The sequence below is a fragment of the Novosphingobium sp. ST904 genome (assembly GCF_001298105.1).
In the GTDB taxonomy this organism is placed as follows: Bacteria; Pseudomonadota; Alphaproteobacteria; order Sphingomonadales; family Sphingomonadaceae; genus Novosphingobium.
Window position 1 is genome coordinate 93,504 of sequence record NZ_LGJH01000150.1, and the last position, 12,651, is coordinate 106,154.

The window sequence follows — 12,651 nt, forward strand, 5'->3', positions numbered from 1 at the left end:
TTTCGGCCCCCTTTTTCGTATCCGTCAGGTCCGTCAGGGCTATCCCCCGAAGCCGCTCATTCCTTGAGGCCAAGTCCCTTGAGCGCGGCGAAGGGGCCGCTGTCCTCGGGCGTGCCGATCCCGGCGGCCTTGCGGGCGGCATCGGCGTCCGGCCCGGTCAGGAACGGGTCGATCGCAAGCGCAAGGCTCTGCGCCACGGCTTCGCCAAGGTCGAAGTGCGTGCCGGAATACTCGATCTCGTCGCAATCCTCGGCGGCCAGTTCCAGTTCCTCGTCAGGCGCATGGTCCGTCGCTTCGGGGACGAAGCGGAAGAACACCGGCTCGTCCACCGAGACGGCGATATCCTCTGCCGAGACAGCGCAGGCCTGGACGAATTCCGCCTTGATCCTGCCGCGGACATCGACCTTGCGGTCCCTGCGCGAGAGTTCGAGGTCGGCCGACAGCGAATCGATCCGCACGAGCATGAAGCGTTTGGCCAGGGCGGCGCGCTCGGCCTCATCGGCGGCGAGATGCGCGGCCTTGCCTTCAACCTGCCGGATGTCGAGGCTGCGGGAAAATTCGGGCTTGATGTTGGGGGTATCGGTCATCGCGCAATGCTCGCGTTCAGGATCTCTTGATCGGAAAGGGTATCGAGCCGGGCGGCCAGTGCCTGGACGTGCCCGGCCAGCTTGAGGGTGTCGGCGGTGCCGGTCAGCGTCACGTTGCGTTCCAGGACGCCCGCCAGTTCTTCCGCGCCCAGCGGCAGCGCCTCGCGCAGCGCGCCGATGCGGCCGCCCAGCACGCTCATGAGCTTGCCCATGCGCTTGCCCACCACAAGGTCGCCCACGCCCGACTGGCGAAGCTGCCCGTCCATGTCCTCGACGAACAGCTCGGTCAGGCGCACGGAAGGTTCGATCAGCGTCCCGTCACGCTCCATCCGCAGCATCACGAGCGCCAGCACCAGCGTTACCGCGTCGAACCGGCCCGCCACGCTGTCGGCCACGCCGAATTCGGCATACCAGGGCTTCTCGCGGGCGATCTCGACTACGCGGTGCCACAGCGGACGGACCTCGGCACGGGTATCGGATCGCTTGCCGACGAGACGGGAAAGTATGGACACGGGACAGTCTGACCTTTCGTTCATCGGCAATTCAATCGACCTGCCCCAACGCCCATTGCGTGACGGGCTGGCGGGCTCTAAGGCTCGGTGCCGTTATCTGGCCGATATATGGGCCCTGTGCCGGGTGGCAATGCCCGGCGCAGGTCCAGGCCCCGAATGGAGTGGGAAAATGCGCAGTTACGGTCACATGGCTAAAGCGGCAGGCATCGCGCTGGCGCTGGCTGCGCTGACGGGAGGTTGTTCCTCCATCCGCGATCACCGCGGCTACCTCGTCGACCAGACGCTTCTCGATTCGGTTCAGCCCGGCATCGACAATCGCCTCTCGGTGGAGAAGACCCTCGGCCGCCCGACTTTCATCAGTCAGTTCGGCGAGAAGGACTACTACTACATCTCGCAGACGGTGAAGACCCCGCCGTTCCGCCGCCCGCAAACCTCTGAGCAGACGGTGCTGCGCGTGCGATTCGACCGGCCGGCAACGTGGTGGGCGTGGACAAGCGCGGCATCGAGGAAGTCGCCCGGATCAACCCCGATGGCGACAAGACGCCGACGCTGGGCCGTCATCGCGGCCTGCTCGAAGACCTGTTCGGCAATATCGGCGCCGTCGGCGCAGCCGGCATGGGCGGCAGCACCGGACCGACCGGCCCCGGCCCGAACGGCAGCTGATGCCGGCAGCGAAAGCTGCCGCTGCAAAAAGCCCGCGCGACATGCCTGAATGTCGCGCGGCTTTTTTGTGTTCCGCAGCGGCCCGCTTTCGTCCGGTCTTCGGGTGTTTTTGCCGGTCCGGCGGAACGCTCACGGCTTGAACCGTGCGAACGCGGCCATATATCCCGCGGCATGGACAATAGCGGGGCGAGCCACGGCCTGATCCAGTGGCACGGAACGACCATCATCGGCGTGAAGAAGGGTGACAAGACCGTCATTGCCGGTGACGGGCAGGTTTCCATGGGCAACACCGTCATGAAGCCCAATGCGCGCAAGGTGCGCCGCATCGGCGACGGGAAGGTGATCGCGGGCTTTGCCGGCGCCACCGCCGATGCCTTCACCCTTTTCGAACGGCTGGAGCGCAAGCTGGAGCAATATCGCGGCCAGCTCATGCGCGCCGCGGTGGAACTGGCGAAGGACTGGCGCACCGACAAGTATCTGCGCAACCTCGAAGCGCTGATGATCGTGGCCGACGCCGATACCCTGCTGGTGCTGACCGGCAACGGCGACGTGCTGGAGCCGGAAGGCGGCATCACCGCGATCGGTTCCGGCGGGAACTATGCGCTCGCCGCCGCCCGCGCGCTCGACGACTATGAAGAGGACGCCGAGCGCATCGCCCGGCGCGCCATGGCCGTCGCCGCCGACATCTGCGTCTTCACCAACGACCGCGTCACGGTCGAGACCATCTGAGATCATCGAAAACATGAAAGACAACCTGACCCCGAAGGCGATCGTCCGCGCCCTTGATGAGCACATCGTCGGCCAGACCGAAGCCAAGAAGGCCGTCGCGGTGGCCCTGCGCAATCGCTGGAGAAGGCAGAAGCTCTCGCTCGAATTGCGCGACGAGGTGACGCCGAAGAACATCCTGATGATCGGCCCCACGGGCTGCGGCAAGACCGAGATCAGCCGCCGCCTCGCCAAGCTGGCCGATGCGCCTTTCGTGAAGGTGGAAGCCACCAAGTTCACCGAAGTCGGCTATGTCGGCCGCGATGTCGAGCAGATCGCCCGCGATCTGGTGGAAGAGGCGATCCGCCTCGAAAAGGAACGCCGCCGCGAATCGGTGCGTGAAGCCGCTTCCAAGGCGGCGATGGAGCGCCTGCTCAATGCCCTTGTCGGCGAGGGCGCCTCCGAGGCGACCCGCGCCTCTTTCCACCAGCGTATCACCGAAAACGCCATGAACGAGACCGAGGTCGAGATCGAGGTCGAGGACGGACCCTCGGCGCCGATGGAGATCCCGGGCATGGGCGGCTCGGTCGGCATGATCAACCTGTCGGACATCATGGGCAAGTTCGGCGGTCCGAAGCTGACGCGCCGCAAGATGAAGGTGCCTGACGCCTGGGACAAGCTGGTCGACGAGGAGTCGGAAAAGCGGATGGACCAGGACGATGTGGCCCGCACCGCGCTGGCCAATGCCGAGACCAACGGCATCGTCTTCCTCGACGAGATCGACAAGATCGCCGTGTCCGACGTGCGCGGCGGCTCGGTCAGCCGCGAAGGCGTGCAGCGCGATCTGCTGCCGCTGATCGAGGGCACCACCGTTGCCACCAAGTACGGGCCGATGAAGACCGACCATGTCCTCTTCATCGCCTCGGGCGCGTTCCACCTCGCCAAGCCTTCCGACATGCTGCCCGAGCTTCAGGGCCGCCTGCCGATCCGGGTAGAGCTGAAGGCGCTGACCGAGGCCGATTTCGTGCGCATCCTCTCGGAAACCCGCGCGAACCTGGTGGCCCAGTACCGGGCGCTGCTCGCTACCGAGGAGGTTTCGGTGGAAGTCACGAGCGACGCGGTCAGCGAAATCGCCCGCATCGCCGCGCTGGTGAACGAGAGCGTCGAGAATATCGGCGCCCGGCGCCTGCAGACGGTGATGGAAAAGCTGCTCGAGGAACTCAGCTTCGAGGCCGAGGACCGCAAGGGCGAGACCGTGACCATCGACGAGACTTACGTTCGCGACAGGCTGGAAGGCCTTGCCGGCAACGCCGACCTGTCGAAGTACATCCTGTAAATCCCGATAGCCCCGGACTGCCGCCCCGGATCGCTGCCGCGCAAGCGGCGCGGTTCGGGGCGGTGTTCATTTGTTCCTTGAATGTTCTTGCTGGCCGGCTAGTCTCCCTCGCATCAGAAGGAGATTCGCAATGACGCTCGAAGGTGGATGCCAGTGCAGCGACGTTCGCTACACTGTAGAGGGTGAGCCGGAACACGTCGCGCTTTGCCACTGCGCCGATTGCCGCAAGTCGTCCGGCGCGCCGACGGTGGCCTGGGCCGCTTTCAAATCGCCGGAATTCACGGTGACCGCAGGCCAGGCCAGTGTCTACAACTCCAGCGGCAGCGCCATGCGCCACTTCTGCCCGCGCTGCGGCACCGGGCTGTGGTACACGAACGAGGAATACCTGCCCGGCCTCGTGGATATCCAGGTCGCCACGCTCGACGATCCCGATGCCCTCCCGCCCGGAGCCCATATCCAGGTTGCCGAGCGGATCGGCTGGATGAAGCAGATCGGCGATCTTCCCGAATTCGAACGCTATCCGGGGTGAACGGCTCCGCGCCTCCTGCGGAAGCCGGAGACGAGCGGCTGCAACTCCGTCTGGACCGTGATGGCGCCTGTTTTCATGGCGGGCTGGCTTCGCCGATCCTCGATGCGCTTGCCGGGGTTCTGGCGAAATGGCCGGACGGCCGGGCCGGAACCCGGATCGCGGGAGATGCCGGACTGGCGCGGCTGCTCGGGCAGGAAGCGCCGGTCGGCGCGACTGGCGGAACTGGCCGGTCTGCCGGTGCGCCCGGTCAGGGCGGTGCTGTTCGACAAGAACGACCGGGCCGACTGGTCGCTGGGCTGGCATCAGGACCGGACGATCGCGGTCCGCGCCGAAGCGGATTTGCCGGGCTTCGGGCCTTGGACCGTCAAGCAGGGCATTTGCCATGTGGAACCGCCCTTCGCGTTGATCGAAGGGATGCTGACGGTGCGCATTCATCTCGATCCGGTCGATGCCGGAAACGCCCCGCTGCTGATCGTTCCGGGCTCGCACCGGCTGGGACGCATCGCGGTGGCCGATGTGGACGCGATCGTGGCTCGTGCGCCGGTGTTCTCGTGTCTGGCGGACACCGGGGATGTCTGGATCTATCGAACTCCGATCCTCCATGCCTCCCACGCGGCCCGGCCCGGCCGTCGCCGCCGGGTGCTCCAGGTCGATTACGCTGCCGGGGACTTGCCAGCCCCGCTGGAGTGGCTAGGCATCTGACATTCGAAATTGAGAGAGATGCCGATGTACCAGACGCCCGAAGACCGCCCGATCTACCGCCTGCTCACCGGAGCGGACGACCGCGCCTTTTGCGAGCGTGTGTCGGAAGCACTGGCGCAGGGCTGGCGGCTCTACGGCTCGCCCTCGCTATCGTGGGATACGGCCGAGAATTGCATGAAGGCGGCTCAGGCGGTGGTGTGGCACGAGGCCGACGTTGTCAAATAAAGTGCCGGCGCGCCGTATCCTGAAAGCGCAGCGGCGCGTCAGGCGAAGACGACACCGGGGATAAGCGCCGCCGCGACCAGGGGAGCCAGCGCTGCCATGTGCAGTAGGATTGCGGACAGCGGGGGGCATTTCACGTGCGGGAGGCTCCGGGTCGGAAGGGGCATGGCGGAGAAACCCCCGACCCCTTCCGATGGTTCCCGCAAGCAGGCGGTCCCGCCTTATTCTGCCGCTTCGATCATCGCTTCGGCTTCGGCGGCCTGGCGCGCCCACATTTCCGCATAGAGCCCGTCCTGCCGCAGGAGCTGGGAATGGGTGCCGCTCTCGGCCAGGCGCCCGTCATTGAGCACGAGAATCCGGTCCGCATCGGCGATGGTCGAAAGCCGGTGCGCGATCGACAGGCTGGTGCGGTTCTCGGAAACGCGGTGCAGCGTGGCGAGGATGTCCTGCTCCGTGCGGGTGTCCAGCGCGGACGTGGCTTCGTCGAGCAGCAGGATCGGCGGGTTCTTGACCAGCGTGCGGGCGATCGCCACGCGCTGTTTCTCGCCGCCGGAAAGCTTGAGGCCGCGTTCGCCCACTTCGGTGGCGAAACCCTGCGGCAGGCGGTCGATCAGGCCCATCAGCGCGGCGCCCCGCGCGGCGTTTTCCACCTCGTCCTGCCCGGCGCCGTCGCGGCCATAGGCGATGTTGTAGCCGATGGTGTCGTTGAACAGCACCGAGTCCTGCGGAACGATGCCGATGGCGGCGCGCAGGCTGGCCTGGGTGATCCCGGCGATGTCCTGCCCGTCGATCAGGATGCGGCCCTGCTGGGGATCGTAGAAGCGGAACAGCAGCCGCGCGAGCGTGGACTTGCCCGCGCCCGAAGGCCCGACGACGGCGAAGTTCTGCCCGGCCGGAACCTCGAACGAGAGGCCCTTGAGGATGCGGCGGTCGGGCTCGTAGCCGAACTCCACATTGTCGAACACCACCGAGGGCCGGCGGATCACCAGCGCCGGGGCGCCGGGCTTGTCCGAGACTTCCTGCGGTTCGTCGAGCAGCCGGAACATTTCCGCCATGTCGATCAGGCCCTGCCGGATCGTGCGATAGACCATGCCGAGCATGTCGAGCGGGCGGAAAAGCTGCGTGAGGTAGGTCTGCACGAAAACGAGCTGGCCGGCCGTGTACTGGCCCTTGTACCAGCCCCAGACGGTATAGCCCAGCGCGCCCGCCATCAGCAGGTTGACCACCACGCCCTGCGCGATGTTGAGCAGCCCGAGCGAGTTCTCGCTCTTGACCGCCGCGACCGCATAGGCCCTCGTCGCCTGGGCGTAACGCTCCCGTTCGCGGTCCTCGGCGGAGAAGTACTTCACCGTTTCATAGTTGAGCAGCGAGTCCACCGCGCGGGCCAGCGCCTGCCCGTCCAGCCGGTTCATCTGTTCGCGCAGCTTGGTGCGCCATTCGGTGATCGTGCGGGTCACCCAGATATAGGCGGCGATCGCCACGGCAGTGGCGATGACGAGGCCGGGGCCGAAATTGATGTAGAAGATCACGCCACCACCAGCAGTTGCAGGATGGTGGGCGCGATGTTGAAGAGCATGAAATAGAGCATCGTGTCGATGCTCTTGGTCCCGCGCTCGATCGTCTTGGTCACTTCCCCGGTGCGGCGGGCAAGGTGGAACCGCAGCGAGAGCCGGTGGAGCTGGCCGAACACGTTTTCCGCCAGTTCGCGGGTCGCATCCTGTCCCACACGCTCGAACACGATGTTGCGGAAGTTGTCGAACGCGGTCTGAATCAGGCGGCCCGCTGCGTAACCCAGCACCATCAGCATCGCGAGCTGCACCAGCTTCGGGCCGGTGGCGCCCATCAGGTCGACCGCCCACTTCATCAGGTAAGGCAGGGCAAGCTGGGTCGCGGTGGAAAGCAGGATGAACACGCAGGCCCAGACGATCCGCCAGCGCAGCGCCGGATTCCCGGCGGGCCAGAGATACGGCATGAAGCGCAGCAGGGTGCGCCAGCCATCGTGGCGGGCGCGGGAATCGGTTACGGCGGTGTCTGGCGGCATCGCTGCTATTTAGGGTGTTCGCGTCGATAGACAATCGCGTCCGGGAATTCGCGGAAAGAGGGCGGTTCCCGCTATCGCCCGCGCGGTGGACGGTGCGCGGCGGGGCCTTTTCACGATCCCTTCGGCATGTCGAACAGGATGCGGCGCGTCGAGAAGTCTATCGCGATCCGCTTGAACACCCTGAGTTCGCGCATGCCCAGGAAGATCGCGGGGCGTTTGCGCAGGCTCAGTTCCTTGAAGGCGGGGGCATCGGCGAAGGCGATCACCACGTTGGAAATGTTGACGTCGCTGATCCTCAGCACTTTCGCCACGCCGAGGCCGGCGGGCAGTTCGTGGCCGGTGACGCTGAGCAGGGTGGTCTGGCCGGCGGACCTTTCGCGGATCGCGCGTTGCAGGGCGAGGTTGCCGATGGTCGAACTGGCGCCGGTGTCGATGACGACGTCTGCGCGGATACCGTCGATCAGCGCATCGGTCAGGATGAGGCGCCCCTCGCGCTTGCGGGCGCGCACCACGATCTCGTAACCGCTGCTGCCGCCCAGGCTCTGGGCGTCGCCGATGGCGATGGTATTGTGCACGAAGTCCAGCACGACCCGCTGCCCTTGCAGGCTGTCCGTGCCGACGATCCCGTCCGCCCCGATGTGCTGTCGTTCCAGCAGGGGCACGGTCAGGTCCGTGTAGTTCTTCTGCCCGATATCGAGTGACTGGAGCTGCGCGGTGGCCACGCTGCTGCTGCCGCCCATGCTGATGACGCGCACTTCCGGCCCCTGCACGAGCCCGAGCCTGCCCGCCAGCGTGCTGGAAACCACCGTGTTCTGCGATCCCGTGTCGATCAGGAAGCGGTAGGGGCCCTTGCCTTCCAGCCCGACGTCCACGGTCATCCGGTCGTCGATGTCGGCCTGGCCCTGCACGGTTTCGGTATCCTGCAAGGCATCCTTGATGGAGCCTCTCAGGGCCAGGGCCGGAGGGTCGGCGCCGGTGGGTGCCGGCGTCCCGGATACGGCAGGAGGGCTCACGCCCAGAATCACCGATTCCGCGATAAGAAGTGCCTTCGCAAGCATGCTTGCGGCCATGTCATCCTCCCCGCGGGGTTGATCCCCGTCGGATTGTTGTCAGGCATGGACACTACCATGAAACGCGAGTGGAACAAAGGAAACTCGCGGGTTCCGGGGGTGACTGCGTCCCGAATCGGGAGGTGCCTTCGCGCAGCATTTTCCGCAGCAATATCGCCAGCGATCCGCGCGGCGGCATGAACGGCGCGCCAGTCAGCGCGCGGCGGCTTCTGCCACGATCAGGCCGCTGCGTTCGAAGGCCGCGCGCAAGTCCGGGTCCTCGACGAAGCGCGCCGGGTCTGGAGAGGCGCGTTCCCAACGGTCGTACTTCCAGCTGTTGGATATGCCCTTCATGTGGCGATAGCCGAATTCCGGGGAGAGGGTGCGGTTGTGGGGCGATCCGAAGACGTTGTGGACCGACCATGTGTACTTTGCATCGTGGCGCGCATCGGGAACGATGCACCACTTCGGGGGGCAGATCTCCTGCTCTTCCCGGTCGCGCAGGAGAAAGTCGCCGTGGCGGCAATCCTCGGGCGTGGCGGCGCGGTGGTTGGCGCTGCTGATCCATGAGCCGCCGAACTTGATGAAGCCCGCCTTCGAGGCTTCGGTTTCGGCGAAGATCGATCGTTCCCGGCTGGAAAGGACGAGCTCGTCTATATCGACGTTGAGCACGCTGCGTGCGCGGCGCAGGAAGCGGAAGCGCGCATGCTGGAGCGATCCGGTCTGGCAATAGTCCGAATCCCAGGGCGTCTCCCGGCCGTCCACCGCCCCGGCAAGACCGCCCTGCGGCCCGTAGATGAAGGGCCAGTCCACCACCGCGACAGCCATGTCCGGGAAGACCTGCTCCAGCGCGGCGCGAAGTTCCCCAAGGGTATAGGCGGTCGAGGCGTTGTCGTAGAGCAGCACGCCGTCGGCGCCGTGGATCGCGGCATAGAAGGCGATCCAGTCCTTGATCCAGCGAATGTCGTTGTTGCGGGACAATGTGTGGATCACCCGCCGCCCTGCGAAAAGGTGCGAGAGGTCGGGCTGGACGGTGATGTCGAACCGGCCGAGAGCTCCGTCCAGCAACAGGGTATCGCCGTCATGGCGCAGGCGGATTTCGCAGCCCTTGCTGCGATCCACGAGGCGGGCCTTGGGCCAGAGCGGCCGGAACTTGCCGCGCAGGCCCTCGGCCGCCTTCAGCATCGGCAGGAAGTTCAGGAAGGGCGGCCCCTGAAGCACCACCTCCGGCCCGGAGCGATAGACGTCGTAAAAGATCGTGCGCCAGTCGAACTGCGCGGCATAGGCGGCGTTACGCAGGTTTTCCGGCCGCGGAGACTGGCGCACGATCCCCCGGTCCTCGGCGACGTGGCAGGCGGAAAGGGAGATCGTTTCGTCCATCGGTGCAGGTCTCTGTGCGGCCGCGCTCAACGAGCGGCCTGAAGGCGGTTGGCGACGGTCCGCGCGAAAGGCAGCGACGAGGCGAGGCCGAGGAGGTCGTCGAGCGCGGGGTGGCGCAGCAGGAACAGCGTCGCCAGCCAAGCCGCCACGCCGGCGATCGTGGTGGCGAGCAGCAGTGCGAAGCCGAGCTGCGCGGGCGGCGTCCAGAACAGGTAGCACAGCGTCAGCGGGGCGATTGCGGCCAGCGTCGCGGCGGCGCTGCGGGCATAGATGTGCAGCAGGGCGCGCACGTCGAAGCGAACCAGTCCGTGAATGAAGCGCGCATAGAGGCCGAGCCAGAGCGTACCGTAGACAAGGCGCGAGGCTGCCGCGCCCTCCAGCCCCCAGAGGCAGCCGAACGCCAGAAGCGCGATGGAAAGCACGGTATCGGCGATGTTGAAGGCCAGCAGGCGGTTGAGCCGTCCCAGCAGGATCGGCAGGTCGCTCACCAGCGGCAGGGCGATCAGCATGATTTCGGTGAGCGAGATCATCGTCAGCAGCGGCGCCGTGCGCATCCACGCTTCGCCGTAAAGAATGCGGACCAGCGGGTCTGCTGCCAGTGCGAGCCCCGCCATGCCGGGCCAGATGACGGCCGAATAGCCTGCACAGACCCTGAGATATGCGGGGCCAAGCGGCTCCCCCCGGTCGCGGATACGGGCGAAGGCGGGGAAGAACACGCTGCCGATGGCGCCCGAGATCAGCGTGCGGAACTGGTCGGACAGGCTGGCCGCGCGGCTGTAGAACCCGACGGCGGCGAGGTTCAGCAGCTTTCCGAGGATCAGGTCCGGGCTGCGCGTGCCCAGTGCACCGGTCAGGTAGAGCACGCTGGAACGGGCGCCGAAGCTCAGCACCGGCCGCGCACCGTCCACGCGCAGCGGCCAGGGCAGGGCGGGGCGCAGGAACTGCGCGATGATCCCGCGCGAGGCGGCGGATGCCACTGTGGCCCATGCCAGCGCAAAGGAGGATTCGCCCGCAGCCGCCAGCGCTACCGCGACCGCGCCTTGCGTGAAGGCGCGCCGACATTGATGGCGAAGTGTCCCCGGAACTGCATGGCCCGCGCCATCAGCGCCATAGGCACGACCGTCAGCGGCAGGAAGAAGTAGCTGCCCCCGATGATGAGGAGGATGGGCGTCAGGGCAGGCTGGGCATAGATGTGCGCCATCGGCCAGGCGAGCGCCCAGATCACCGCGACGACCACGAGCGAGAACAGCAGCGCCACCGAACTGCACCGGGCCACTTCGCGCCCGTCGAGCACGGCGAGTCCCGAAATGTAGCGGGAGAGTCCGAAGTCCTGGAGGATCGCCACGAGCAGGGCTGCGGCAAGCGCGATGGAGAACAGGCCCACTTCCGCCGGTGTCAGGAAGAACCGCGAGATCACCACGGAAGTCGCGAACTGCATGGCGAAGGAAAGATACTGTCCCACCATGGCCCAGGCCGCAGCCCCGCGCACGCTCATCGCGGCGGGTTCGCGGCCGTCGGTGGGGGCAGTGTCTTCGCTCATGTCAATGTGCCGCCAGCGTCGCGGCGAGCCGGAGCGCGCGCCGCGGTTCGCCGAGCCGCAGCAGCCGCACGACCGTCCGCCACATCCCCTCGCGCGCGCCGCCTTCTCTCAGATGACGCAGGATCAGATCGAACCCCTCGTCTCGAAGCCCCGTGGGTGAATAGAGCAGGTCAGGCGCCACGCGGGCACGAACCGCGCGCGAGATCCCCTCGCGCCCGAACAGCTCGTCGAGCTCGTCGATCGGGGGCAGCCGTTCGAGGTCCGCCGTGGGGTCGGGCAGACCGGCCTCTCGTTCCTTCCAGGCGAGCAGCGCAATGGCGGCGCCGGTCTGCTGCTCGGTGACATGGCGCTGGGAAACCTGGTCGGGGTAATGGCGATAGCGGATCAGGCGCTGCGGCAGGCTGGCCAGCTTGGTGATCGAGGCCAGCCTGAGCCAGAGGTCGAGATCCTCGCAGTGCCGGAACGCGGCGTGATATCCCCCCATCGAAAGCACCAGTTCCCGTCGGTACATGACGGCGGGGTGGCAGAGCAGGGGATGCCGGGCCTTGATCGCGGCGATGAAGGCCTCGTGCGTATCGGGGTGCTCCGGCCCGCTAACGCGATAGGGCGCATCGTTCTCGTCGATGTCATGGCTGCGGCACCCGATCACGCCGTAATCCGGATTGGCATCGAGGAAGGCGACCTGGCTGGCGAAGCGCTCGGGTTCGCAGATATCGTCGGCATCCATACGTGCCACCAGCGGCGCGCGCGCTTCGTGAAGAAGCTCGTTGAGGCTTGCAACGAGCCCCCGGTTCTCGCGGATGATCGGGCGGATGCGGCTATCGCGGGCAGCGAATTCCCGCACGATCCGCGGGGTTGCGTCAGTGGAGCCGTCATCGAGGATAAGGAACTCGAAATCGCCGAAGGTCTGCGCCAGAACGCTTTCGATGGCTGCCGCCAGGAACCGTTCGCCATTGTAGATGCTCATGGCGACACTGAGGGAAGGGCAGTTCATCTCTTGGGCAATCCCGTGATCGCGGCCTTCTCCAACCGGTGGCCGTGTCGGTCGTGATAGGGTTTCAGGGTAAACAAACGGTGTTTGGCAGCTCTGGCGGCCCTTCGGCCTGGAGGCAAACGGGGCCTCGGTTGATAATTCGGGAACAAACCCCATATCCTGTCGGCGATAAGGCCGAACTCCCCGTAAACTGACCTTTTTTACCTGAGTGTCATTTTTTTGAAAAAGGGGTGTTGACCGAATCAAGGGCGGGACTTAGAGGGCCTCTCACCGCAGCGGACCACACGGTTTCGCAGCGGTCGCCACCAGCTACGGGCAACTTGCTCCTCGAGGTAAAGATCGGGGACGGATGGTTGTCCGGTTGTTTTGTCGGCGGGTCCTTGATGGGACT

The 12,651-nt window shown here is 66.2% G+C and carries 12 protein-coding genes and 2 pseudogenes; 6 read left to right on the forward strand and 8 right to left on the reverse strand.

Going from position 1 to position 12,651, the window contains the following annotated elements; translation table 11 throughout:
* Positions 1–56 precede the first annotated feature (56 nt).
* The gene (locus ADT71_RS16360) at positions 57–587 is read right to left on the reverse strand and encodes a DUF177 domain-containing protein (RefSeq protein WP_082370393.1); all 531 of its coding nucleotides are present in this window, start codon (positions 585–587) and stop codon (positions 57–59) included.
* Positions 584–1,099, reverse strand: a complete 516-nt coding sequence (locus ADT71_RS16365; protein ID WP_054438517.1) for a ubiquinol-cytochrome C chaperone family protein — start codon at positions 1,097–1,099, stop codon at positions 584–586. The genes ADT71_RS16360 and ADT71_RS16365 overlap by 4 nt, the downstream gene beginning before the upstream one ends.
* A 169-nt stretch (positions 1,100–1,268) precedes the next feature.
* Between ADT71_RS16365 and ADT71_RS16370 the strand changes: the two are divergent.
* The 6 genes and pseudogenes from ADT71_RS16370 (at position 1,269) to ADT71_RS16395 (ending at position 5,259) form a co-directional block, all read left to right on the forward strand.
* Positions 1,269–1,762 (forward strand): annotated as a pseudogene (locus ADT71_RS16370) (outer membrane protein assembly factor BamE).
* A 171-nt stretch (positions 1,763–1,933) separates the two neighbouring features.
* The gene (gene hslV / locus ADT71_RS16375; protein ID WP_054438519.1) at positions 1,934–2,491 is read left to right on the forward strand and encodes an ATP-dependent protease subunit HslV; all 558 of its coding nucleotides are present in this window, start codon (positions 1,934–1,936) and stop codon (positions 2,489–2,491) included.
* 13 nt (positions 2,492–2,504) lie between these two features.
* Positions 2,505–3,803, forward strand: a complete 1,299-nt coding sequence (gene hslU / locus ADT71_RS16380) for an ATP-dependent protease ATPase subunit HslU (protein WP_054438521.1) — start codon at positions 2,505–2,507, stop codon at positions 3,801–3,803.
* Between the two features lie 130 nt (positions 3,804–3,933).
* The gene (locus tag ADT71_RS16385; protein ID WP_054438523.1) at positions 3,934–4,332 is read left to right on the forward strand and encodes a GFA family protein; all 399 of its coding nucleotides are present in this window, start codon (positions 3,934–3,936) and stop codon (positions 4,330–4,332) included.
* A 75-nt stretch (positions 4,333–4,407) separates the two neighbouring features.
* Positions 4,408–5,034, forward strand: coding sequence for a phytanoyl-CoA dioxygenase family protein (locus ADT71_RS16390; RefSeq protein WP_231635938.1), 627 nt, complete (start codon positions 4,408–4,410; stop codon positions 5,032–5,034).
* Between the two features lie 24 nt (positions 5,035–5,058).
* Positions 5,059–5,259: a DUF1737 domain-containing protein gene (locus tag ADT71_RS16395; protein ID WP_021235064.1), complete on the forward strand. Its 201-nt coding sequence runs from the start codon at positions 5,059–5,061 to the stop codon at positions 5,257–5,259.
* Positions 5,260–5,477: 218 nt separating this feature from the next.
* Here ADT71_RS16395 and ADT71_RS16400 read toward each other — a convergent pair.
* The 6 genes and pseudogenes from ADT71_RS16400 to ADT71_RS16420 form a co-directional block, all read right to left on the reverse strand.
* Positions 5,478–7,297, reverse strand: a pseudogene (locus ADT71_RS16400) (ABC transporter ATP-binding protein/permease).
* A gap of 110 nt (positions 7,298–7,407) precedes the next feature.
* Entirely contained in the window at positions 7,408–8,367 is a 960-nt protein-coding gene (locus tag ADT71_RS16405) for an aspartyl protease family protein (RefSeq protein WP_082370395.1), read from the reverse strand.
* Positions 8,368–8,559: 192 nt separating this feature from the next.
* Positions 8,560–9,726: a hypothetical protein gene (locus tag ADT71_RS16410; RefSeq protein WP_054438525.1), complete on the reverse strand. Its 1,167-nt coding sequence runs from the start codon at positions 9,724–9,726 to the stop codon at positions 8,560–8,562.
* Positions 9,727–9,752: 26 nt separating this feature from the next.
* Positions 9,753–10,748: an oligosaccharide flippase family protein gene (locus ADT71_RS16415; protein ID WP_255351656.1), complete on the reverse strand. Its 996-nt coding sequence runs from the start codon at positions 10,746–10,748 to the stop codon at positions 9,753–9,755.
* 2 nt (positions 10,749–10,750) lie between these two features.
* Positions 10,751–11,266 carry an oligosaccharide flippase family protein gene (locus ADT71_RS35040; RefSeq protein WP_255351654.1) on the reverse strand — a complete coding sequence of 172 codons (516 nt, stop codon included), beginning with the start codon at positions 11,264–11,266 and terminating at the stop codon, positions 10,751–10,753.
* 1 nt (position 11,267) lies between these two features.
* A complete protein-coding gene (locus tag ADT71_RS16420; protein WP_054438526.1) occupies positions 11,268–12,260 on the reverse strand; it encodes a glycosyltransferase in 993 nt (330 codons plus the stop codon).
* Positions 12,261–12,651 lie beyond the last annotated feature (391 nt).

What these genes read in the sequence shown, in the direction of transcription:
- hslV (WP_054438519.1), top strand. Translation starts at nt 1,934, where the DNA reads ATGGACAATAGCGGGGCGAGCCACGGCCTGATCCAGTGGCACGGAACG.
- hslU (WP_054438521.1), top strand. Translation starts at nt 2,505, where the DNA reads ATGAAAGACAACCTGACCCCGAAGGCGATCGTCCGCGCCCTTGATGAG.
- ADT71_RS16405 (WP_082370395.1), bottom strand. Translation starts at nt 8,367, where the DNA reads ATGGCCGCAAGCATGCTTGCGAAGGCACTTCTTATCGCGGAATCGGTG.
- ADT71_RS16385 (WP_054438523.1), top strand. Translation starts at nt 3,934, where the DNA reads ATGACGCTCGAAGGTGGATGCCAGTGCAGCGACGTTCGCTACACTGTA.
- ADT71_RS16395 (WP_021235064.1), top strand. Translation starts at nt 5,059, where the DNA reads ATGTACCAGACGCCCGAAGACCGCCCGATCTACCGCCTGCTCACCGGA.
- ADT71_RS35040 (WP_255351654.1), bottom strand. Translation starts at nt 11,266, where the DNA reads ATGAGCGAAGACACTGCCCCCACCGACGGCCGCGAACCCGCCGCGATG.
- ADT71_RS16390 (WP_231635938.1), top strand. Translation starts at nt 4,408, where the DNA reads ATGGCGGGCTGGCTTCGCCGATCCTCGATGCGCTTGCCGGGGTTCTGG.
- ADT71_RS16360 (WP_082370393.1), bottom strand. Translation starts at nt 587, where the DNA reads ATGACCGATACCCCCAACATCAAGCCCGAATTTTCCCGCAGCCTCGAC.
- ADT71_RS16420 (WP_054438526.1), bottom strand. Translation starts at nt 12,260, where the DNA reads ATGAACTGCCCTTCCCTCAGTGTCGCCATGAGCATCTACAATGGCGAA.
- ADT71_RS16410 (WP_054438525.1), bottom strand. Translation starts at nt 9,726, where the DNA reads ATGGACGAAACGATCTCCCTTTCCGCCTGCCACGTCGCCGAGGACCGG.